Origin of the sequence: Marinobacter sp. UBA3607 (assembly GCF_002375525.1) — a bacterium.
Classification (GTDB): domain Bacteria; phylum Pseudomonadota; class Gammaproteobacteria; order Pseudomonadales; family Oleiphilaceae; genus Marinobacter; species Marinobacter vinifirmus.
In genome coordinates, this window is record NZ_DFLY01000029.1 from 546 (window position 1) to 23074 (window position 22529).

Here is a 22529-nt window from a genome sequence, read left to right on the forward strand (position 1 = left end):
CGAGTGGAACTACAAGCCGTGCGGCTTTGTAAGCTACGGTGGCGTGTCTGGTGGTTTGCGCTCGGCCCAGAACGCCAAGCAGCTGGTAACCACCCTGAAGATGATGCCGATGGTGGAAGGTGTGATGGTGCAGATGCCATGGGAGCACATGGACGATGCCGGTAAGTTTCAGCCCGCGCAGCCCCATTCCGAGTCCGCAACGGTGATGCTCGAAGAAATGGCCAAGTGGGCGCAGGCCCTGAAGGCGATGCGGTGAGCAAGGTGAACCTGTTTTACCTGTCTCACGGCGGCGGTCCCATGCCGCTGCTGGGGGATCCCGGGCATCGTCAGATGGTAGAAAGCCTGCAAGCTGCTGCGAAGCGGTTGCCCAGACCGTCTGCCATTCTGGTGGTGAGTGCCCATTGGGAGGAAGGGGTGCCCACGCTCACCTCCGGTGCTAATCCGCCACTGATTTACGACTACTACGGGTTCCCGGAGGAGTCTTACAGTGTTGAATACCCCTGCCCGGGGGAGCCGGTGTTGGCGGATAAGGTGCGGGCAGCTCTGGAACAGGCGGGCATAGACTCGAAGCTGGATGGCGAGCGTGGCTTTGACCACGGCCTGTTCGTGCCCCTGAAACTGATGTACCCGGATGCCGATATTCCCTGCGTGCAGCTGTCGCTGGTGAACTCCCTGGATGCCGGGGCACACCTGGCGATTGGTCAGGCCTTGGCGGATCTGGACTACGACAATCTGCTGGTAATCGGCTCAGGGTTCTCATTCCATAACATGCGGGCGTTCTTTGATCGCTCCGATACCGAAGCGGATACGAAAAACGCGCAGTTTCAGGACTGGTTGACGGAGACGTGTGCCGGTGCGGACCTGACTGAAGCCGAGCGTACCGAACGCCTGGCCCGTTGGGACGAAGCGCCCTTTGCGCGCTACTGCCATCCGAGGGAGGAGCACTTGTTGCCTCTGCACGTGTGCTACGGCATGGCCGGGCGAGCTTCAGATGACATGGAACCGGTAACGGTGCTGGGGAAGGATTCCCGGATGTTCTACTGGTTTGCGAGCTGAATACTCTGTCCTGAAATCCGAGAACCAGAAACAACAAAGCCCGGACCTTTCGGCCCGGGCTTTGTTGTAGGGAATTCTGGTCGGGACGGTAGGATTTGAACCTACGACCCCCTGCACCCCATGCAGGTGCGCTACCAAGCTGCGCTACGCCCCGTAAACTGCTGTCCACCAAGAAAAGAGGTTTATCTCAGTGGCTTAGCGGGAGCGAAGTCTACACCAGCCCACGGTAAAAATAAACAGGGGGCTAGCGATTTTCTTCGCGGAATTACCGGAGCTTGGTTTCCCGCAGTTTCAGGATGAATTCCGGCGGCTCGAAGGTGTCGGGCCGGGCATCGTCCCAGTATTTGTCGAAAACGGTCAGACCGGTTTTGCCTTCCAGCAGGGCGCCGGGTTCCAGGAAGGGGAAGAGATCCAGGTAGCTGTGTACCTCGGTTTTGGAAACCCTGCGAACAATATGTTCCGGCCCCAGTTCAGACGGGTGCTTCAGGCCGGAGGCTTCCAGCAGGTTCTGCAGGGCATCCAGGGTGTTCTTGTGGAAGTTGTACACCCGCTCGCTCTTCAGTGGGACATCCAGTTTGTTACCCCGGCGGGGGTCCTGTGTCGCAACGCCGGAAGGGCATCGGCCGGTGTGGCAATTCAGGGCCTGGATGCAGCCGAGGGCGAACATATAGCCCCGTGCCGCGTTACACCAGTCGGCGCCCAGGGCCAGGGTGCGGGCAATGTTGAACGCAGACGTGATCTTGCCGGCGGCACCAATGGCGATATCTTCCCGCAGGTTGGCGCCAACCAGTGTGTTATGAACCAGCAGCAGGGCTTCGGTCAGCGGCATGCCCAGCCGGTTGATGAATTCCAGCGGTGCGGCACCGGTACCACCTTCTCCTCCATCCACCACAATGAAGTCCGGTTTCTTGCCGGTTGCCAGCATGGCTTTGACGATGGCAAACCATTCCCATGGATGGCCGATCGCCAGCTTGAAGCCCACCGGTTTGCCACCGGAGAGTTCCCGCAACTGGTCCAGGAATTCCAACAGCTCAACCGGGTTGGAAAAGGCGGAATGGCTGGCCGGTGATATGCAGTCTTCCCCCATTTGAACGCCACGGGCTTCGGCGATTTCACGGGTGACTTTTTCGCCGGGCAAGATACCTCCGTGGCCAGGTTTTGCCCCCTGAGATAGTTTGACCTCTATCATTTTCACCTGGTCCAGCGTGGCGTTCTGCCGGAACATGTCCGGGTTGAAGCTGCCGTCCGGATTGCGGCAACCAAAGTAGCCTGAACCTATCTCCCAGACCAGGTCACCACCGGGTTCCCGGTGGTAGCGGGATATCGATCCTTCGCCGGTGTCGTGGTAGAAGCCGCCTTTGCGCGCTCCGGCGTTCAGGCTGAGGATGGCATTGGCGGACAGGGAGCCAAAACTCATGGCGGAAATGTTGAACACACTGGCGCTGTAGGGTTTCGCGCAGTTTCTGCCAATCACAATGCGGAAGTCGCTGTTATCCAGACGCGTGGGGGTGAGGGAGTGGTTCATCCACTCGAAGCCTTCCTCGTACATGCTTAGCTGGGAGCCGAAAGGGCGCTTGTCCAGAACCTGCTTGGCGCGCTGGTAAACGATGGTGCGCTGTTCCCGGGAGAAGGGGCGCTCCTCGGTGTCAGACTGGATAAAATACTGGCGGATTTCTGGCCCCACAGATTCGAACAGGTAGCGGAAGTTCGCCATGATCGGATAATTGCGGCTCACCGTATGACTGCGCTGCAGTAGGTCCCAGGTGCCCAGGGCGGTCAGCGCCGCGAAGATCACCGGTATGAGGTACCAGCCGCCAAGCCACAGGGTAACAGGCAGGGAGATGATCAGCCCGGCAATGCTGATGGCGTAGGCGGAATAACGTACTGGGAAGGTGGTGGTTTTCGCCATAGTGACCTCTGGAGGACGAACGGATGTGTGAAGCCTGCAGCTACAAAACCTATCTTACGGAAACCTTGCCGGGTTGGAACCGCTGATTGTGAAAGTTTTCAGGCACTTCCTGAACGTTTGTCTATGCTTATGGTTGGTGGCGTGATCGTTTTGCTGCTTTGATATTTTGAGTTCAAAGTAATAAAATGACGCGCTTGTAACGTTTGAATATCCATTCATGCGTCTGAATATAGAACTGTCAAAAATCACACCAGAATCAGGAGGCTCCAACGTGGGCGAGGTAGTGAAAGACGAGTATCAGACGGACTACGTCGCAGGCCAGGATAATATCAGTCCGTTTGGCCTGGACCTGCATAACTGGGTGTTCCCGGTAACAGCAGTCATTGTAGTTCTGTTTGTTATAGCCACTCTGCTGTTTCCGGCTATGGCCAAGGAAACGCTCGATGGTGCAAAGTGGGGAATTATTGCCAGTTTTGACTGGTTTTTCCTGCTCAGTGCCAACATCTTCGTGATTGTCAGCCTGGCGCTGATCTTCATGCCGGTGGGCAAAATCCGCCTGGGTGGCCAGGAGGCCAAGCCGGAATTTACCACTATGTCCTGGTTTGCCATGCTGTTCGCGGCGGGTATGGGTATCGGCCTGATGTTCTGGGCCGTCGCCGAGCCGGTTGCCTACTACACGGGCTGGTACGAAACGCCCTTCAATGTCGAGGCGAACACGCCCGCAGCCCGCGACCTGGCGATGGGTTCAACCATCTACCACTGGGGCCTTCACCCCTGGGCAATCTACGCCATTGTGGCTTTGTCCCTGGCCTTCTTCGCCTTTAACAAGAACATGCCACTGACCATCCGCTCGGCGTTCTTCCCGTTGCTGAAAGACCGCGTATGGGGTTGGCCGGGGCACATCATTGATGTGCTGGCGGTTGTAGCGACCATCTTCGGCCTGGCAACCTCCCTTGGCTTCGGTGCCCAGCAGGCAGCCTCCGGCCTGGATTACCTGTTCGGCCTGGGTTCCGGAACCAACGTGCAGATGGCGATCATTGTGGGCGTTACCGCAGTGGCCCTGGTCTCGGTTCTCCGCGGCCTGGACGGCGGTGTGAAGGTGCTGAGTAACATCAACATGATGACGGCTGGCGTACTGCTGTTCTTCATCCTGTTCGCCGGCCCCACCATGACCATCCTGGAAACGATCTGGGTAACGTCCTCCAGCTATGTGGCCAATGTGGTGCCCCTGAGCAACCCGTTCGGCCGTGAAGATTCCGCCTGGATGCAGGGCTGGACTGTGTTCTACTGGGCCTGGTGGATTTCCTGGTCACCGTTCGTAGGTATGTTTATTGCCCGTGTATCCAAGGGCCGTACCGTGCGTGAGTTTGTGACTGCTGTGCTGATTATTCCCACCGTGATCACTACCGTGTGGATGAGCGGCTTTGGCGGCACCGCGCTGGAGCAGATCCAGCAAGGCGTTGGCGTGCTGGCAGAGAACGGGCTGACTGAAGTGTCCCTGGCCACCTTCCAGATGTTTGAAGGCCTGCCGCTGACCGGCATTATCTCCTTCGTCGGGATTATCCTGGTGCTGGTGTTCTTTGTAACCTCATCGGATTCCGGTTCCCTGGTTATCGACAGCATCACTGCTGGCGGTAAAACCGATGCACCCACTGCGCAGCGCGTGTTCTGGGTGGTTATGGAAGGTGCCATTGCTGCGGCGCTGATCTTTGGCGGCGGTGATGATGCGCTTGGCGCTATTCAGGCCGTGGCCATCAGTGCGGGCTTGCCGTTCACGGTGATCCTGCTGATCATGACCTGGGGCTTGCTCAAGGGCCTCACCCATGAGCGGAAACTGCTGCTTCAGCGGGGCGAATTGCTCTGATCAGCTGAAGTAACGGAATAAAAAACCGGGGCTGTGAAAGGCCCCGGTTTTTTTGTGGCTGAAGAAAGCGTTCAAAGTTTGCCGAACGTCTCCATGGCGTAGTGCACCCGCTCCCTCGGGCTGAAGTGGGGCCGCTTCAGGGCTTCGATATTCTTCAGGCGGGGCAGCAGGCCGCAGCCATTTGCCATCTGGATGGCCAGCCCGGGCCGGGCATTCAGCTCCAGCAGGAGCGGGCCCTGATGGGCATCGACTACCAGGTCCACACCCATATAGCCGAGATTCGTCGCTTCATAGCAGCGGGCGGCCATTTCCAGCATGTTTTCCCAGTCGTCAATGCGGATGTTTTCCAGGGCCAGGCCGGTATCCGGGTGCAGGGTAATCGGGCGGTTGAATTGCACGGCATTCAGGCTCTGGCCTTTACCGATGTCCAGGCCGACACCCACCGCACCCTGATGCAGGTTCGCCTTGCCGTCAGAGGCCTTGGTGGCCAGCCGGAGCATGGCCATTACCGGGTAGCCCTGGAAGATGATGATGCGGATATCCGGCACGCCCTGATAGGAATATTTCGCCAGGGCAGGGGAGGATTGCACCAGGTCTTCGACAATGGCCACATCCGGCGTACCGGCCAGCGAGTAAAGGCCGGCCAGGATGTTGGTCAGGTGTCGCTCCAGCATGGCCACGCTGATGCGGGCGCCGGAGGCTTTTACGAAGTCGTCACCATCGCGCCCGGTGATTACGGTAATGCCTTTGCCCCCGGACCCCTTGGCGGGCTTGATGGCAAAGCCGTCCAGGTCTTCGGCCATTTCCCGGAAGTGGGAAATTTCGTGCTGCTGGCGCACAACCTGAAGAAGCTTCGGGGTTTTTACCCCGTATTCGCTGACTGCCAGCTTGGTCTTCAGCTTGTTGTCGACCAGCGGGTAAGACGAGCGCTCGTTGTACCGGGCAATGTAATCCACATTGCGCCGGTTCATGTTCAGCATGCCAAGCCGGGTGAGCCTGCGCGGAGATATCCAGCCGCCCATATCAGTCGTAGGCCTTCATGGGGGTGAATCGGCGCAGTTCGCTGAGCTTGTAGCCGGTGTACTGGCCCATCAGCAGGATCAGCCCCAGAATCACCAGGTGCAATTCCGGGAAGTTGAGCGTGAGATGGCCGGCCAGCGGCAGGCTCATGACCAGGTAGGCGCAAATCGCCACAAACAGGCTGCCGGAGCCCTGTACCAGAACTTCCCGGGCACCTTCCTCTTCCCAGAGAATGGACATGCGTTCGATGGTCCAGGCAATGATCACCATGGGGAAGAAGGTTACCGTCATGCCGGTGTTGAAGCCCATCTGGTAGCCGATAATGCTCAGGCCGGCGGTAATAAAGATCACCAGGATGATCAGTGCGGATATCCGAGAGACCAGCAAAAGGTTCAGGCTCGACAGATAGCCCCGCAGCACCAGGCCGATGGCCACCACAGACAGGAAGGCTATCAGGCCGGGCACCAGGGTGGTCTGCACAAAGGCCACCGCAATCAGCACCGGCATGAAGGTGCCGGAGGTGCGGATACCGATGACAATCCGCATGAACGCGACAATCAGTGCACCCAGCGGCAACAACAGAAGCATGCGGAACATGCTTTGTTCTTCGATGGGCAGCTGGTAAAAACCGAGCACACCCAGCCCGTTCTGGTTGGCCTCCAGCGTGGCCAGTTGTAGTGCCGGCACGGTTTGCCGCAACATGGAGAAGCTCACCTGGGAGTTGTCGCCACCAAGAACATCCAGCAGGGATTCCGAGCCCTGGCGCCACAGCAGCAAACTTTCCGGTACGCCTTGCTCGCCTGTGCGGGGGTCAAAGGTCAGCCAGCGTTCACCGTTGTATATTTGCAGGAAGGGCACCAGCTGCTGGCGCCGGCGGGCATCTTCCAGCTTTAGCGCATCGGCGGTGCGGGCGGCAATGCCCGCGTGGTTGAGCATGCGCACCATCAGCTGCAGGTAATTGTCTTCAGAGACCAGCAGGGTGGTGTTCTGGGTGCGGGTGTCTGGCTGCATCAGGCGGATCAGTTCCCGGGTCATGCTTTCCGGGCTGCTGGAGCGTTCCATGGCCTGGTCCAGCAGTTCACGAACCGCGGTGGCCTGGGGTTCTTCCCAGAATACCGCCTGGGGCCGGGGCGTGCGCACCGGCGTTTGCTCGGTAACATCTTCATCCGGAACGAACTGGGCCTTGAAATACAAGGTCTGGGGGCCAGACACTTCACGCTTGGTCCATTCCGCCCGCCGGCTTCTGGGGGACTCGAGGATGGAGAAGCCGTAGCCGGGAGAGGCCGCCTGTTCGGTCAGAATACGAAAGCCGGGCGGCTGCTCCGGAATGTGCAGGCTGACTTCGGCGGCGTCATCCAGGGCGTCGAAATCCACTCGGGCTTCAATCATCCATACCGGGCGCTGTTCACCGGTCATCCAGGGAATGCCTAGTTCCAGGTGGCGCCAGGTGGCAATAGAAATCCCCGCCGCAATCAGCAGGAAGACAAACACATAGAACGGAGCTCGTGAGCGGGCGGTCATTCATTGCCTCCGCTTTCAGCATTTTCGCGGTAGGAGGCCGGCAGTTCCGTGGCGTATTCCTTGCCAACATCAATCAGCATGACATCCCTCAGTATGTTTCGGCCGATCAGCACTTCGTGGGTCAGGTTGGTGCGATCTGCCAGGGTGAACTCCGCCACTTGCTGGTGGTCGCCAATGGCAAACTGCAGTTCGACCACCACCCGGCGCTCGGCTTCATCGGCGGCCGACTGGATGATGCGTACCCGGCGGGAGATTTCCCGTTCCAGGGTAACCCACTGTTCGTAGTCGGTGCCTGGTACCGGCACGTCAAAGCGAACCCAGTTGCTGCCATCCCGCTCGAAACGTTTGATGTTCTGGGCGTGGATAGACGAGGTTTCGGCGCCACTGTCGATACGGGCGGTGTAAATCAGCCCCGGGTCTGCCAGGTAGAATTTTTCCACCTCGCCCACAATCACCTTGCCCTTCAGGCGGTCTGCGCGGCCGGTGTCTTTGGGGATTGGCGGGCATACTTTTTCTTTAACCGGCGGGCACACGGGTTTTTCAACCTGGGTGGCGATGGCATCCAGGATGGTCTGGGTAGACTGGCGGTTATCGGTAAGCAGCTGGTTGTGCCGAACGTTGGCGTTTTCTTCCATGGTAACCAGTGTGGAGCGCTGGGTTTTTACCGTGGCGCGAACGTCTTCAAGCCCATCCTTGGGAACCATAAGGTAGCGGTCTGTGGAGCAGCCCGCCAAGGCTACAGCGAGCCCGGTAATGGCCAGAAAGGTAAGTGTACGGGCTTTCGGAAACCTGTAACCCATGAATATCCCCTGAAACGGCTGCCCGCCGGTGGTCATAAAGCGGTAGCGCTGGATGTGTTGTCGGTCAGGCGGGGAAGTATACTACAAGCATCTGTGTGTTGACTTTACAGATGGTTAAGGCGCTTTAGCCGGCAAAAAACGGACCCTGCCCGAGCGGGGTTTCCGCCCTCAGGTATTCCTGGATAACCGGCGAACAGTTGAGGTAGAACAGCAGCAATTCCCGCTGGATATCCTGGTCCTGGGTGCGTGCTGCGAAGCTGATCACCTGCTTGAGCGAGTGGTCACTGGCGGCGGTGTCGTCCGGCACAACAAAGCTTTTGCCGTAGCGCGCACGCAGCAATGTGGTCAAGCGCTCCAGGTGGAACTCCCCGGTGTGGGTAATGTGGGGCAGTAGCCGTACACCGTGAGACACGCCTGCACCGCCGGGATACAGCCCGTCTCCGCGCTGGCCATCGGCGCCATCGCTGTGCAGAAATTCTGCTCCCAGTTTTCTCCAGAGTTCCTTCAACATGCTCCTGTCCTTGCCAGTGAGCGCAACACGAGAAAGGTTTTGATTAACCTTTAATCCGTTTTAGATGAATTTACGGCGGGCGTCCAGCAACAGATCTATACAATTCCTTTAATTGCCAAACAGTCGATACCCGATTTGCGTGGTGGTTCCGCCACCGTAACAAGCTTGTGGCAATCAGGTACACTCTCGGGTTTGATGGTTCCCGTATCAAGGAGTTCAATCTTGTGACAGACGTACTCATCCGGGCAATGGCTGAACGCCCCGAGTGGATGGCGGGCTGGTTTCTGGGGCTGATTGCGGCCTGTGTTGTTCTGCTGGTGCTGACGCTGTGGGCGCTGTTCAGGCTTAAGGCCGGGCAGCAGCATACTGGCGCCCTTCACAGCCAGCAGGTTCAGCACCTGGAGCAGTCGCTGACAGAGCAGAGAACGCGGTCGGCAAAGCTGGAAGCAGCGATAGAAGGCTGGCGTAACCAGGTAACCGAACTGAAAGCCGATCTGCGGGAGCAGCAGGTAACCCTGGATAAAGAACGCCGCAATGCCAATGAAAAGCTGGAACTGCTGGAGCGCAACCGGGATGCCCTGAAGCAGGAGTTCGAGAACCTGGCCAACCGCATTTTCGACCAGAAAAGTGAGCGCTTCAGCCAGCAGTCCAAAACCAGCCTGGATTCCTTGCTCAACCCGTTCCGCGACCAGTTACAGGACTTCCGCAAACGGGTGGAGGATGTTTACACCACCGAAACCCGCGACCGCCAGGCCCTGCGCAGCGAGATCAAATCCCTGCAGGAGCTGAACCGGCAGATTACCGAAGAAGCCGCCAACCTGACCCGGGCCCTGAAAGGGGACAAGAAAGTGCAGGGCAACTGGGGTGAGCTGATTCTGGAGCGGGTACTGGAGCGCTCGGGCCTGCGCAAGGGCGTGGAGTATGAAACCCAGGGCAGCTACCGGGACGACGACAACCAGCTGCTGCGTCCGGACGTGATTGTGCACCTGCCAGACCAGCGCAACCTGGTGATTGATTCCAAGGTTTCGCTGGTGGCCTATCAGCAATGGGTTGTGGCAGAGGAAGACAGCGCACGTGAAGAGGCCCTTAAACAGCATGTAGAAGCCGTGCGCAACCACATCCGAACCCTGAGCGAGAAAGACTACAGCCAACTAAATGGTCTGCATTCACCGGACTTTGTATTTTTGTTCATGCCCATTGAGCCGGCTTTTGTGGCAGCATTCCAGCAGGACGAGAACCTGTTCGCGGAAGCCTTCGAGCGAAAGATTATTGTGGTGACACCCACCACCTTGCTGGCCACCCTGCGGACGATCGAGAACATCTGGCGGTACGAACGGCAAAGCCAGAATGCCCGGCGCATTGCCGACAGGGCCAGCGCGGTGTACGACAAACTGCGGGTGTTTGTGGAAGCTATGGAGCGTTTGGGCAGCCAGCTGCACACCGCGCAGGGCACCTACGACAACGCCATGAATACCCTGACCCGTGGCCGCGGCAACCTGATTTCCCAGGCCAACCGGTTTGTGGAACTGGGCGTGCGGGTTAAAAAAGAGTTGCCCAAAAGTATTACGGAACAGGCTGAGGTAGATGCGGACGACGCTTACGAGCCCGATGAGCCTGAAGACAGCACAGAGAAGACTCAGGAGTAGCAGAATGTTGGTATCGAACAAGCGGCAAACGCTGGCAAAGCGTTCATGGCTGGCCGGCCTGGTGCTGTCTTCCGCGCTGGCGGCCTTTTCCGGACAGGCGTTTGCCCTGGAGCCCGAGCATGAAATTCGACGGCTGATGCTGGCCACCGAAGCCGCTGTGCAGGCTGACAACTGGGCCGAGGCCGGCGAGTTCCTGAACCGCTTGCAGGCGATGGAAGGTGAGAAGCCGGCGGAATACTACTATTACCGTGGCCGTGCGATGCTGAAGGCTAATCACCTGAACGAAGCCCGGGCGGCACTGGAAACCTACGTGAGCCAGGTAGGGGCCGAGGGCCAGCATTATCAGGAATCCCTGAAGCTGATTACCGATATTGAGAAGGTAAACCGGGATAACGTACGCGCTCTGGCCGAAGGCGCTGCGCAGGTGGAAGAGCCGGTTGCCGTGATCGAACCGGCCGGGCAGGAAAGCCTGAAAACCCTGCGTCAGCTGTACCTGGCCAGAACTGACCGGGAAGCGCTGGTTATTCACCTGAATGCGGTGCTGGATACCGCGGGCTGGCGCAGAGACAAAACCGTGGTGCGGCTGGACCGGCCGGCCGACATTCAGTATCGGGTGACGATTGATAACAGCAACGTGAATGTCCAGGAGATTCGCCGGGAGCTGGATAACAGCTTTGTGCGCAAAACCAGCGTGCTGCCTGTATTTGGTGTAAACCCTCAGCTGCGCTGGGATTGCGAGCCCGCCGTTGCCGCCTGCTGGGTATACGACCCGAGGGATGGCTCCCGCCTGTTCCAGATGGCCCAGAACCAGGACAAAGCCCGAGAAGCAGCTCAGACCCTGGGTAGGCTAATTCGTAACCTGCAGCAGGGCCGTTCCGGCTCCTGAGCGGGCATTATTGCGCCAGGTCGCCCCGTTCGCCTTCCCGCCAGGCGCCCGGGGTAACCCCGGTCCACTTCTTGAAGGCACGGTGGAAGGTGGATGGCTCGGTAAAGCCGACCCGCTCGGCGATATCGTTAATGGGCAGTTCCTGATGGCTCAGGTAGTAGATGGCCATATCCCGCCGCAGTAAATCCTTGATCTCCTGAAACGACGTGTTTTCCTGCTTCAGCCTTCGGCGCAGGGTTTGCGGGCTGGTATGCAGCTCCAGGGCAATCCAGTCGAAATCCGGCATGGGCCTGGAGAAATCCCGGCCAATCAGGCCCCGGATGCGGCCGGTCCAGGTGTTGCTTTCATCCGGTCGTGACAGCAGATCTGCCGGGGAGGTTTTCAGGAATTGTCGCATTTCCGGTTTGTCCCGGATCACCGGGGCAGACAAAAAGCGCTTGCTGAAGGTGAGGGCGGTGCAATCGGAGTCAAAGCTCAGCGGGCAGTGGAAGATATGGCGGTACTCATCGCCATGCTCCGGCCGCGGGTAGTTGAACTCGGCTTTCTCCAGTTCCACCGGCTGGCCGATCAGCCAGCTGCCTAAGCGGTGCCAGATCACCAGAATGCTTTCCCGAAGGTAGTAGTCCGGATCGTGTATTTCACCTTCGATTCGCGTCACCAGCCGGGCGCTGTCTTCGCCCACTTCCAGCTCCATGGCCACCATGGGTTCGAACAGGCGGGAGAACTGGAATGCCCGCTGATACACCTCTTCCAGGGTCTGGCAATCGATCACCAGCGCACACATGGTGGCAAAGGTGCCCGAGCGGGCCCGGCGTGAACCCAGCCCCATAAACTCATCGCCGGTGCGGCTCCAGATTACCTGCATCAGGGTGCTGAACTGATCACTGCTGACCCGCGCTTTCTCGATACGCAACAAATCCGGCGAGATACCGGCTTCCTGCAACAACTCGTGCACATCCAGCCCCAGCCTTTGTGCGCCGGACAGGGATGCTTCAACAAAGTGTTTGGAAACCGTGAGGGTAGACATAACCTGAGCCAAAATTAAAACGTGTTTCATCATAAGTGGCCGGCGCCACAATGCAACCACCTGATTTGCCGGACATTGGAAGAAACTGCCAATAGGAATGAAGTAACCGGCAGTTGGCCCCGCCGGCAAAACCCGTCAGCATGATGCACAGTAACCCTATACCCATAACAACGAAAAGGAGCACCTCTATGCCCGGCCCACTGAGTACCCTGAAAGTCCTGGATTTCAGCACCCTGCTGCCCGGCCCCTACGCCACCATGATGCTGGCGGACATGGGCGCCGAAGTGCTGAGGGTAGAAGCCCCCGACCGGGTAGACCTGGCCAAGGTAATGCCGCCCTTTGATGGCAAGTTCAGCACCACGTTCTCCTACCTGAGCCGTGGCAAGCAAGCCCTGCAGCTCAACCTGAAACAGCCGGAAAGCGTGGAGAAGATCAAGGAACTGGTGAAGGACTACGACATTGTGGTGGAACAGTTTCGCCCCGGCGTAATGGACCGCCTGGGCGTGGGTTATGAAACCCTGAAGGCCATCAACCCGAAACTTATCTACTGCGCCATCACCGGCTATGGCCAGACCGGCCCCTACAAAGACCGCGCCGGCCACGATATCAACTACCTGGCCATCTCTGGTGTTGCCAGCCACTGCGGCCGCGCCGACAGTGGTCCGCCCCCCATGGGTATCCAGATTGCCGACGTGGCCGGCGGCTCCCACCACGCCGTGATGGGCATCCTCGCCGCCGTGATCCAGCGCCAGCAAACCGGGCAGGGCGCTTTCATCGACATCAGCATGACTGACGCCGCCTTCGCCCTGAACGCCATGGCCGGCGCCGCCGCACTGGCTGGCGGTGTGGAGCAGAAACCCGAGGGCGGTATGCTCAATGGCGGTACTTTCTACGACTACTACCAGACCAGCGATGGCCGCTGGTTGTCTGTGGGCAGCCTGGAGCCGCAGTTCTCGGCACGGCTGTGCGACACGCTGGACATCAGCGAAATGAAGAGCTTTGCCCTGAGCCAGAACCCGGAGCATCAGCAAAAGCTGAAAGCGGCGATTAAAGAGAAGATTGCCGGGAAGACGTTTGCCGAGTGGCGGGAGGTTTTTGCAGAGGTGGATGCCTGTGTGGAGCCGGTGCTGACCATTGAGGAGGCGGCGGAGCATCCGCAGATTGTGGCGCGGGGGATGGTGGTTGAGAAAGACAGGGGGGATGGTTTGGGGCAGAGGCAGTTGGGGGTGGCTTTGAGGTTCGCAGAGTAGCAACGAAAAAGCCCCGGCGGTGCCGGGGCTGATCTGCGGTAGATCGTGAGTTGCTTACTCTGGTGCCGAACTTGGCGAGTTGAGAATCATATAAAGTGTTTGTCCAACTAGACTTTTAAATACTCCTGCTGCTGCAGTGGAATCGACGATGACTTCACCACCTTGAGCAATGGTTCGATTTTTCAGGAACTCAAATTCAAACTCAGCCAGGTTAGGCACTTCAGCTTTCTCTTCACGCGGCAGCACCGGTGTTCCATGCGTACCAGCCGGGTAACGAGTGAAACCGGGAAGGCCTTCTGCGTAGTCGTTAGCCGCGGGATCTGGAGAGAACGCTGCGGTTGCAGACCAAGCGGCCAGCGGCTCTGAGCCTGCCAGGGGAGCCTCGGGCGAATTGATCATCAGGTTACCGATACCTACTTGCAGTGGCTTATATCCTTGCGGCCACTGAGAAGTAAATCCAGCCGCTTCCGCCTCGCCCAAATAGAACTCAAATGCAGCGTTAATAGTTGTGCGATCACCGTCAACCTGAGAAATCAATGTGCGGGATCCTTGCATTTCCGCTGCGTAGTTGATCGGGTCGACCGTATCAACGGCAGCTTGGAATACCCCAAAGAAGGACTGAAGATCGCCGTCCTGTTGAGTCAGGCCCGCCTGCTGATTGAGACCGGCAAGGATGGTCGGAGCAAAGGACGGAGAGTTTTCAAGCATGCGAACAATGCCGGATGCCGGGGTCATCAGGTGGCTGTTGGCAATCTCCAGATCTTGGTTGCCACTCGCGTTCGCTGCCATCACAAATGCGTTACCGTTGACGGTGCCCAAAGAATGGCCAACGAAGTGAACCGTAGCATTTGCAAACGCAGGCACGTTCGGCAGTGACGCTCGAAGATTCAGAAGATCCAGAGCGCCCTGGCGGAGATTGTCCCGGGTGTTCAGGAAGTTGCCGAGGTTGATGAACAGGTCACCGGAGGCGCCGGGTTCTTCTGGGTTCTCTGCAAGGTCGAAGTCCAGCTTCGCCCATGGAAGGTTTTTAGGCCCAGAGTCCAGTGTGCGGTCATAATCCGGGTTGCTGCCCCAGCCGAAATGACGCTCGTTAACGCCTTCGGCATTGACACCCGCTGTGGTTGATACTGGTGTCAAGCCAGGAATTGTACTTCCTGAATTTGCAACAGTTTGCTGTGCAACCGCTAGAGTGCCGACGAGAGTTTGGATACCTTCGTCGGTTGCAAAGCTTTGTACAGTGCCGTCAATTGTCTCGTTGCCTGTTGGTGAATATTGCGTAGGTGCAAGAATGAGTAGTTTTACACCATTCGCGATGGTAGCTGTTTGCTCTGCCAGAGGAGTTCCAGCTAGTCGCTGACCAATAACTTGAACCAAAACTTGATCAAGTATTGTACCGCTCACTGCTGCATCAATGTTTGCGTCAGTGACGGCCAGCAATGGCTTGATAGGGGCGAGATCTTCATCCTCACTAGCCTGCAAACCTTCAAGCAGTGCTTTCGCTGTGGACTCTTTGGCTTCAAGTGTTGCTGGTGCAATACCATGCAATGGCTGATCAATGGCAACAACCGCGATTCGACGTTGCACCGGCAGTGCTGGGTTTAGGCCTGCTGCCACCAGAGCTGAACCGAAGGCCAGTGCGGCACTGCGGTCAGTAGTGATGCCATGCTGGAAAATTACAACGTCAGTTATGGCGCCCACAGAGTTCAAATTGGCCTCAGCCAGAGGGGTCTCAGCGAAAGCATCTGAACTGAAGTCAGGGTGCATAATCAACATGGGTACTTCGATGTCACCCGTAGACGCCGGGAACGGGAATAGAGAGTTTACTGCTTCGCTGATTACCTTGCCTTTAGCTTCACCGTCTTGCCAAATTGCACCCTGTGGCAAGACCAATCCTGCGTCTTCGAACGCTCCGTTCAGAACAGTTGCAAAGGCCCGATCCGCTTTCCAGGATCCAGCTTGAATAGCCTTGCCGTCAGTTGCTGAAGGCTGGCCAAGATGGTATGGAAGTTTGATGCTGGCTTCGTTAACTGCAACAAAATCCGATCCCGTTATATTTGCCAGAACTGCCGATTTTTGTTTCGCAGCAACAGAATTCTCAGCCAAGTTAATAGCGCGGGAGTCTGGCTCAGCAATGCTGATATTGGCTGCATCAAGGGCTTGGCCAATTTTACTGCCCAATCCTTCTGCTACGCATGCGAACACATCTGGAGCAGCACTGCAGGGAGCGAGGGCTTCATTATTGAGAGCTGCAGCCGGGTCGAAGGTCGCAAGCGCTCCTTCGATTGCTTTCTCGATATCGGCAAATCCGAAGTCAGCAGGGCTAGTGCTTGCCCAGAGAAAATCAGAGGCGTCCAGTTTGCCGTCGCGATTCACATCAAAATCGGCGGCATCAATACTGCCATCCCGGTTCAGGTCCCATTTCTGGAAGCCGGTAAGAGGGCTTGGCTTCTCTTCCTCGAGGTCTGTGCCTTGGGCAAACAAGGCCGCGCCAACTACTTTCTTGGCGGTAGAAACTTTCACAAAGTTTTCCAGCTGGTCACGCAGCCAAATCTCAGGATTTGCAATATACTTCAATACCTTGACGTCATTTGAAGTAGTGAAGCTGTAGCTAAGAGCAATGTCATCCTGCTTGAGAATCAGTTGGCCATCGCTTGCTTGGGCTGCAAAACCGATAACCGTAGGCTCCCAGATACGGTTGGTGAGGGAGCGAATGGGAGCCAGTGCGCTAGAAATCAGTGGGTCATCTTCTGCGGTAATATTTTTGTATACCGGATCCTGAATCAGCGGCTCGCCGGACGCGTCTTTCACGTCTTTGGTAAGGCCAACAACATAGCGGGTGTTAGGAGCCAAAGGTGCCGTTGGAACGATACGGATTGCTGAGTTGCCATCCAACTCTACGAGATCAACCTTGAATGAAGTTGTGGCGGCTTGCGCGGCGTCAACGGTCGGGGGTTCCTGGTTGCCAAGCCCCTGAATAGGGTCTCCACTGGCGTACTTCAGAGGAATCAAAAATACCGTCTGGTTAGGGATCAGATTGGCTTCTTCGGTTGTAGCGGGCAGTTTGCCGTTGGTCTTCAGTACGATCGGATCGACTGTAGAGGCACCGCTCAAGCTGTCCAGTGCAACGGCGGGAGGAGGGGAATTCTCATTGAGCTCAATCAAAAATGTTCCGTCTAATGAACCGGAGAAGCTCAAGTCTGTTGGAGTTGGGACTTGACGAGTAGCCGGGTTAAAAATCGGCCAGGTCTTTCCATCAATCGCAGGATCAGTGTACTTCGGATCAGGGTTAGCGTTTTTGGTGTCGCTGCCGCTGTCAAAACAGCCAGTCAACCCAAGGGAAGAAGCCACGGCAAGACTTATTAGAGTTTTCTTGAACATGGGTGGAACCTTTTCCTGTTGTTGTTTCGTTATATCCGGCTTAGACGGAACCGGTCGGCCCCTGAATTCCGCTCTTTTGCCTGTTCTGCTTGTCTGTTTGGTTGTCTGAAATTGTAGCCAGCACGTTTAGCCAATTTCTGTAGCTTTGACTATAGCGACAGAGTGGCAAGTGTTGATCAGCCAAAAGTGTGATTCTGCTTTTGGAATCCCTCCTCGCAAGGTTGGAGTGGCCTTCCTGAAAAATAGTGGGCGGTGAGGGGTTTGTCGAGTGGCCGGGCGCACAGAAACGCTGCTTTTAACAATTTGTTGCGAATATGAACGGAACGGGCCATAGATTTTGCCGTTTCAGGTAATAGCGCCGTTCGCCTTCCGTCGCATCACGCGCCGGCGGGAATTTCTGGTAAACTCTCGCTTCCTTATTTAAAGGTAGGGGCTGCCTTGGCAGTTCCGCACCATTTCCATAATCAGAAAGCTGATGAGGCGACTATGACCACCGTAATCCGCCAGGACGACCTGATCGAAAGCGTAGCCGATGCGCTGCAGTTTATTTCCTATTACCACCCGAAGGATTTCATTCAGGCCGTGTACGAGGCCTACCAGCGGGAAGAGTCCCAGGCGGCCAAGGATGCCATGGCCCAGATTCTGATTAACTCCCGCATGTGCGCCCAGGGCCATCGCCCGATCTGCCAGGACACCGGTATCGTTACCGTGTTCGTGAACATCGGTATGGATGTGAAGTTCGAGTGCGACATGGCGCTGGACGATGTGATCAACGAAGGTGTTCGCCGCGCTTACACACATCCGGACAACGTACTGCGGGCCTCTGTGCTGGCAGACCCGGACGGCAAGCGCCAGAACACCAAGGACAACACCCCGGCCATCATTCACTACAAGATGGTGCCGGGTAACACCGTAGAAGTGCACGTTGCAGCCAAGGGCGGCGGTTCTGAGGCCAAGTCCAAGTTTGCCATGTTGAACCCGTCTGACTCCGTAGTGGAGTGGGTTCTGAAAATGATTCCGCAGATGGGTGCCGGCTGGTGTCCGCCTGGCATGCTGGGTATTGGTATTGGTGGTACCGCCGAGAAGGCGATGGAACTGGCCAAGGAAGCCCTGCTGGACCCGATCGATATTCACGATCTGCAGGCCCGTGGCGCCTCCAACCGCGCTGAAGAGCTGCGTCTTGAGCTGTTCGAGAAGGTAAACGATCTGGGTATCGGCGCCCAGGGTCTGGGTGGCCTGACTACCGTGCTGGATGTGAAGGTAAAAGATTACCCGACCCACGCGGCCAACAAGCCGGTGGCGATCATCCCGAACTGTGCCGCTACCCGCCACGCGCACTTTGTGCTGGATGGTTCTGGCCCGTCTCTGCAGACTCCGCCGAGCCTGGACGACTGGCCGGAAATCACCTGGGAAGTGGGTGAGAATGTTCGCCGCGTGAATCTGGACACTGTAACTCCGGAAGACGTGAAAGACTGGCAGCCTGGTGAAACCGTTCTACTGTCTGGCAAGATGCTGACCGGCCGTGATGCGGCCCACAAGAAGATGGTGGATATGATCGAGCGCGGCGAAGAGCTGCCGGTGGATCTGAAAGGTCGCTTTATCTATTACGTGGGCCCGGTGGATCCGGTTCGCGAAGAAGTGGTTGGCCCGGCTGGCCCCACCACGGCTACCCGTATGGACAAGTTCACCGACACCATGCTGGAGAAAACCGGCCTGACCGGCATGATCGGTAAAGCCGAGCGCGGCCAGGTTGCCATCGACGCGATCAAAAAGCACGGCGCGGTGTACCTGATGGCCGTAGGCGGAGCCGCTTACCTGGTGTCCAAGGCCATCAAGGGTGCCAAGGTTGTGGCTTTCGAAGAGCTGGGCATGGAAGCCATTTACGAGTTTGAAGTGGAAGACATGCCGGTCACCGTAGCGGTAGATTCCCGCGGCAGCTCCGTGCACCAGACCGGCCCGGTTGAGTGGCACGACAAGATCATTGCTGCCAAGGCGGTTTGATCTGAGTCTGCAGTAATATCAGTGCGGCCCTGGGCTTTCGGCTCAGGGCTGCCACTGAAATCAATTTCAAGGTTTTCCCTGCACTTTTCTTCTCTCCCGTCCCCAAAATTCTCCGATTAGAATTGGTTCTATAAATATATTCAAAGAAGATTATTTTGGCACGATCTAAGCATTTTCTTTGCGGCGATTAGATGGTGTGCTAATTTTAGAGTATGAGTGGATTTTCACGACACCAGGTACTCAAACGTTTGCAGGCTGAACTGCCCCGAGGCGGGCCTTTCGATTTGTCTGTCTTGGCCCAGTTTGGAGTTTCACCGCAGCTGGCGGCTCAGTATGTAGAGGCCGGCTGGCTCGCTCGGCTGGGGCATGGGGTCTATGCTTTCCCGAATGACAATTTTGATATCTTCGGCGGCTTGAGGTTGTTGCAGAACCGAATTGCAGGATTGCACATCGGCGGAAAGAGCGCTCTGGCACTGCAAGGGGTTCGGCATAATCTGGGCAGTATGGAGAGTTGTGTGCTGTGGGGAGATAAGCGCTATTCCTTGCCAGACTGGTTTACCTCCCGTTTTCCCTCACGGTATTGTCATGCCAAATTGTTTGAGTGGCCGGATAACGAGCTGGTAAAAAAGACTCTCACCACACCGCCGGGAATGCCTGAGCATGTTTTTGTTGCTTGTCCGGAGCGAGCGGTTCTTGAGCTTCTTTATGAAGTCGGTGTGAAACAGAGTCTCGAGGAAGCCCGTAATCTCTTCGATGGTCTGCGCTCACCCAGAAAGCAGGTTCTCGGTGATCTGCTTTCCTGTTGCACGAGCGTTAAAGCGGTGCGCCTGTTTCTTACCTGGGCAAGAGAAACTGAATTAGTGGATGTTGATGCGTTGTTGGAGGGCTTTCCAGTTCGTACCGGCAGTTCCTCCCGCTGGATGACCAGGCTGGATGATGGCACATTGCTCAGCCTCAACCCCCAAGGATAGGGATTAGTATGTACAAAACATACGCTGACACGGTGCACCTGTTATTAACCGTGGCGCCGGAGGTGTTTGCCAACGATATATTCGCGATGAAAGGTGGCACTGCCATCAATCTGTTTCTTCGGGATATGCCCCGGTTATCGGTTGATATTGATGTTGTTTATCTTCCACGGGAGAAATCCCGGGATGAGGCTTTGCGAGACGTCAACCAGCAGCTGGCGGCCATCAGTGAACGCATTTTTAAGCTCGGGCTGCATGCGCGACTGATTCCTGCCCGAAATCTTGGCGATACCAAGCTGATCGTCGAAAGCGAAACCAGTCAGGTCAAAATCGAAGTCAACGTCGTCTTTCGTGGTAGCGTGTTGCCTCCAGAGCGGCGCCGGTTGAGTGCGCGCACGAGCGATCGGTTTAGCGTTGAGTTCGATCTTCCAATACTGGCGCCTGATGAGCTTTACGGGGGCAAGCTGGTCGCTGCGCTTGATCGACAGCACCCTCGGGATTTGTTTGACGTTTGGCAGCTGTACGAATCCGGCGGCATCACCGAGGGGATGATTGAGTGCTTTGTCGTCTATCTTGCGGGGCATAACCGCCCATCCCACGAAGTTATTTTCTGTAATGAGAAGAATATCGCCCATGAGTTCGAGAGAGCATTTGTTGGTATGAGCGAAGTCGAATGCTCGCTAGAAACCCTGACTGAGACCCGGGCTCGGTTGCAGCGAGAGCTGGTTGTGAGGTTAACGGACTCACAAAGGAAGTTTCTGATTGGCTTGGCTCGTGCTGAGCCAGATTGGTCGCTCTTGATGTGTCGTCACGCACAAGAATTGCCAGCACTGCGTTGGAAACTCAGCAACCTTGAGATGTTTCGAAAGAAGCGTCCTGAAGATTTTGAGGCTCAGGCCAGGGCGCTTGAATCGGGCTTGGGGCAGGCCTGAGTGGTTCCTAAGGCTGCCACTGAAAGTCTTTCATTTTTACCCTTCCTTTATACACCTCCACCCCTTCGAGTCTCAGCTTCTCGGTTTGAAGCTGGCAGGTTTCTGTGCCTTCAGGAAAAGCGATCTGGCCGTTGCTCCGGATAACCCGGTGCCAGGGGATGCTGTGGCCGGCGGGCAGCTTGCCCAGCGCCCGGCCAACGAAGCGCGCCTGGCGGCCGAGGCCGGCCATGGCGGCTACCTGGCCATAGCTGGCCACTTTCCCTTGCGGGATCGCGGCCACGGTCTGCCAGATTTTTTGCTCTTTAGTGGGTTCGTTCTCGAACGTGTCCATTCAGAGCCTCATGGCTGTTTAACCGCTGTCGGCTAGATGCGCAGCGCGCCGTCTACTTCGATCATGCGGCCGGAGACGTAGTCGTTCTCCAGGATGAACGCCACGGCAGAGGCAATTTCGTCCGGCTTGCCCATGCGCTTGAGCGGGATGCCGGCGGTCATTTTCTCCAGGGCTTCCGGCTTCATGGAGGCGGTCATTTCCGTTTCGATAAAGCCCGGGGCGATGCCCATGCAGCGGATGCCGTAGCGGGCGAGTTCCTTTGCCCAGACCGGAACCAGTGCAGACACGCCGGCCTTGGCGGCAGAATAGTTGCTCTGGCCCATGTTGCCTGCGCGGGAGATGGAGGCAATGTTGATGATCGCGCCCTGGTCGCCGTTTTCGATCATGCGGGTGGCGGCTTCACGGCCACACAGGAACACGCCGGTGAGGTTTACGTCGATAACGGATTGCCACTGTGCCAGCTCCATGCGCTTTTCCAGCTTGCCGTCTTTGAACTTCACCAGCAGGCCATCGCGCAGGATGCCGGCGTTGTTCACCAGGCCATTCAGGTGGCCGAAGTCGTTGATGATAGCCTGGAAGGTAGCCTCTACATCGTCTTCCTTGGCCACGTTGCAGACGTAGGTTTTGGCATCGCCACCGGCTTTTTTGCAGGCTTCGGCAGCCTCAGCGAGTTTGTCTTCCATCAGGTCGATGAGGGCGATCCTGGCGCCCTTCGCTGCCAGGTATTCCGCCATGGCGCGGCCGAGGCCCTGGCCACCGCCGGTGATTGCAATTACCGAGTCTTGAAGTTTCATGGTTTGCCCTAATTAAAGTCAGAAGTGGTTCTACGTTCTGTGTGTCTGCGTCGTTTTTATGGGAGGCATTTTGCCCGTTTTCTTTTTTCTTTTCATCGTTATGCCCATCGCCGAGCTGGCGGTGCTGATTCAGGTCGGCAGCTTGATTGGCGTGCTGAACACCGTCGGGCTGGTTTTTCTTACGGCGGTAATCGGCGCCTGGTTGTTGCGCCAGCAAGGGCTGGCCACGTTATTGCGGGCGAATGAACGGCTCAACAGTGGCGAACTGCCGGCGAAGGAAGTGGCCGAAGGGCTGATTCTTGCGGTGGGTGGTGCCATGTTGCTGACTCCGGGCTTCATTACCGACACCTTTGGTTTTCTGTGTTTGTTGCCGGGTACGCGGCACTGGCTGGCGGCGCAGGCGCTGAAGCGGATGACCGTGGCCGGGCAGGTGCACAGCCGGAGCTTTTTCTATCAATCCCGGGGTGCCGACGGCGACATTATCGAGGGCGAGTACCAGGATCAGACCCGGACAGACCGCGATCGCCTCGAAAAAAAGTGAAAAATTTTTCGTTCAGGGGTGTTGAAAACGTTTCCGGCAACCCCATTAACTCACCACAGATTCGTCTCAGGCTGAAAACTACTGACTATCAGTG

Annotated in this window: 19 protein-coding genes and 1 tRNA gene; 10 read left to right on the forward strand and 10 right to left on the reverse strand. The window is 57.1% G+C overall.

Annotation, left to right across the window (positions count from 1 at the left end; translation table 11 throughout):
• Together B2589_RS10780 and B2589_RS10785 are read left to right on the forward strand one after the other, a co-directional pair.
• The coding region (locus B2589_RS10780) for an NADPH-dependent FMN reductase (protein WP_349678054.1) at positions 1-256 on the forward strand (256 nt) is incomplete at its 5' end.
• The gene (locus B2589_RS10785) at positions 226-1056 is read left to right on the forward strand and encodes a DODA-type extradiol aromatic ring-opening family dioxygenase (RefSeq protein WP_286816578.1); all 831 of its coding nucleotides are present in this window, start codon (positions 226-228) and stop codon (positions 1054-1056) included. The genes B2589_RS10780 and B2589_RS10785, both read left to right, overlap by 31 nt.
• 77 nt (positions 1057-1133) lie before the next feature.
• Here the strand turns inward: B2589_RS10785 and B2589_RS10790 are convergent.
• Positions 1134-1210, reverse strand: a tRNA-Pro gene (locus B2589_RS10790).
• Positions 1211-1321: 111 nt separating this feature from the next.
• Positions 1322-2965, reverse strand: coding sequence for an FMN-binding glutamate synthase family protein (locus tag B2589_RS10795; protein ID WP_286816579.1), 1644 nt, complete (start codon positions 2963-2965; stop codon positions 1322-1324).
• Positions 2966-3236: 271 nt separating this feature from the next.
• On the opposite strand from B2589_RS10795, the gene B2589_RS10800 reads away from it, so the two are divergent.
• Positions 3237-4829, forward strand: a complete 1593-nt coding sequence (locus tag B2589_RS10800; protein ID WP_273134277.1) for a BCCT family transporter — start codon at positions 3237-3239, stop codon at positions 4827-4829.
• Between the two features lie 71 nt (positions 4830-4900).
• Here the strand turns inward: B2589_RS10800 and B2589_RS10805 are convergent, their stop codons facing one another.
• The 4 genes from B2589_RS10805 to B2589_RS10820 form a co-directional block, all read right to left on the reverse strand.
• The gene (locus B2589_RS10805; protein WP_286816580.1) at positions 4901-5851 is read right to left on the reverse strand and encodes an alpha-L-glutamate ligase-like protein; all 951 of its coding nucleotides are present in this window, start codon (positions 5849-5851) and stop codon (positions 4901-4903) included.
• Between the two features lies 1 nt (position 5852).
• Positions 5853-7370, reverse strand: a complete 1518-nt coding sequence (locus B2589_RS10810; RefSeq protein ID WP_286816581.1) for an inactive transglutaminase family protein — start codon at positions 7368-7370, stop codon at positions 5853-5855.
• Positions 7367-8170, reverse strand: coding sequence for an ATP-dependent zinc protease (locus B2589_RS10815; RefSeq protein WP_286816582.1), 804 nt, complete (start codon positions 8168-8170; stop codon positions 7367-7369). Before B2589_RS10815 ends, B2589_RS10810 begins: the two co-directional genes overlap by 4 nt.
• Positions 8171-8294: 124 nt before the next feature.
• On the reverse strand, positions 8295-8681 hold the full coding sequence (locus B2589_RS10820) for a hypothetical protein (RefSeq protein ID WP_199456101.1): 387 nt from the start codon (positions 8679-8681) through the stop codon (positions 8295-8297).
• A gap of 248 nt (positions 8682-8929) precedes the next feature.
• Here B2589_RS10820 and B2589_RS10825 point away from each other — a divergent pair, with 248 nt between their 5' ends.
• Together B2589_RS10825 and B2589_RS10830 are read left to right on the forward strand one after the other, a co-directional pair.
• Positions 8930-10327, forward strand: coding sequence for a DNA recombination protein RmuC (locus B2589_RS10825; protein WP_286816594.1), 1398 nt, complete (start codon positions 8930-8932; stop codon positions 10325-10327).
• 4 nt (positions 10328-10331) lie between these two features.
• A complete protein-coding gene (locus B2589_RS10830) occupies positions 10332-11213 on the forward strand; it encodes a hypothetical protein (protein ID WP_232902180.1) in 882 nt (293 codons plus the stop codon).
• Positions 11214-11220: 7 nt separating this feature from the next.
• Here B2589_RS10830 and B2589_RS10835 read toward each other — a convergent pair whose 3' ends face one another.
• Positions 11221-12240: an AraC family transcriptional regulator gene (locus tag B2589_RS10835; RefSeq protein ID WP_286816583.1), complete on the reverse strand. Its 1020-nt coding sequence runs from the start codon at positions 12238-12240 to the stop codon at positions 11221-11223.
• 188 nt (positions 12241-12428) lie between these two features.
• Here B2589_RS10835 and B2589_RS10840 point away from each other — a divergent pair, with 188 nt between their 5' ends.
• Entirely contained in the window at positions 12429-13490 is a 1062-nt protein-coding gene (locus B2589_RS10840; RefSeq protein WP_286816584.1) for a CaiB/BaiF CoA transferase family protein, read from the forward strand.
• A gap of 54 nt (positions 13491-13544) precedes the next feature.
• On the opposite strand, the gene B2589_RS10845 is transcribed toward B2589_RS10840, so the two are convergent.
• Positions 13545-16868, reverse strand: a complete 3324-nt coding sequence (locus B2589_RS10845) for an Ig-like domain-containing protein (protein ID WP_286816585.1) — start codon at positions 16866-16868, stop codon at positions 13545-13547.
• A 486-nt stretch (positions 16869-17354) separates the two neighbouring features.
• Between B2589_RS10845 and B2589_RS10850 the strand changes: the two genes are divergently transcribed.
• The 3 genes from B2589_RS10850 (at position 17355) to B2589_RS10860 (ending at position 20769) form a co-directional block, all read left to right on the forward strand.
• On the forward strand, positions 17355-18869 hold the full coding sequence (locus tag B2589_RS10850) for a fumarate hydratase (RefSeq protein WP_286816586.1): 1515 nt from the start codon (positions 17355-17357) through the stop codon (positions 18867-18869).
• Positions 18870-19081: 212 nt separating this feature from the next.
• Positions 19082-19840 (forward strand): type IV toxin-antitoxin system AbiEi family antitoxin domain-containing protein, encoded by a 759-nt coding sequence (locus B2589_RS10855; RefSeq protein ID WP_286816587.1) that lies wholly within the window; start codon positions 19082-19084, stop codon positions 19838-19840.
• 8 nt (positions 19841-19848) lie between these two features.
• Entirely contained in the window at positions 19849-20769 is a 921-nt protein-coding gene (locus tag B2589_RS10860) for a nucleotidyl transferase AbiEii/AbiGii toxin family protein (protein ID WP_286816588.1), read from the forward strand.
• Positions 20770-20776: 7 nt separating this feature from the next.
• Here B2589_RS10860 and B2589_RS10865 read toward each other — a convergent pair whose 3' ends face one another.
• Both B2589_RS10865 and B2589_RS10870 read right to left on the reverse strand, forming a co-directional pair.
• Positions 20777-21100, reverse strand: a complete 324-nt coding sequence (locus B2589_RS10865) for an MGMT family protein (RefSeq protein WP_286816589.1) — start codon at positions 21098-21100, stop codon at positions 20777-20779.
• A gap of 32 nt (positions 21101-21132) precedes the next feature.
• Positions 21133-21894 (reverse strand): SDR family oxidoreductase, encoded by a 762-nt coding sequence (locus tag B2589_RS10870; RefSeq protein WP_286816590.1) that lies wholly within the window; start codon positions 21892-21894, stop codon positions 21133-21135.
• A 70-nt stretch (positions 21895-21964) separates the two neighbouring features.
• Here B2589_RS10870 and B2589_RS10875 point away from each other — a divergent pair, with 70 nt between their 5' ends.
• Positions 21965-22435: an FxsA family protein gene (locus tag B2589_RS10875; RefSeq protein ID WP_199456090.1), complete on the forward strand. Its 471-nt coding sequence runs from the start codon at positions 21965-21967 to the stop codon at positions 22433-22435.
• The last annotated feature ends 94 nt before the right edge of the window (positions 22436-22529 follow it).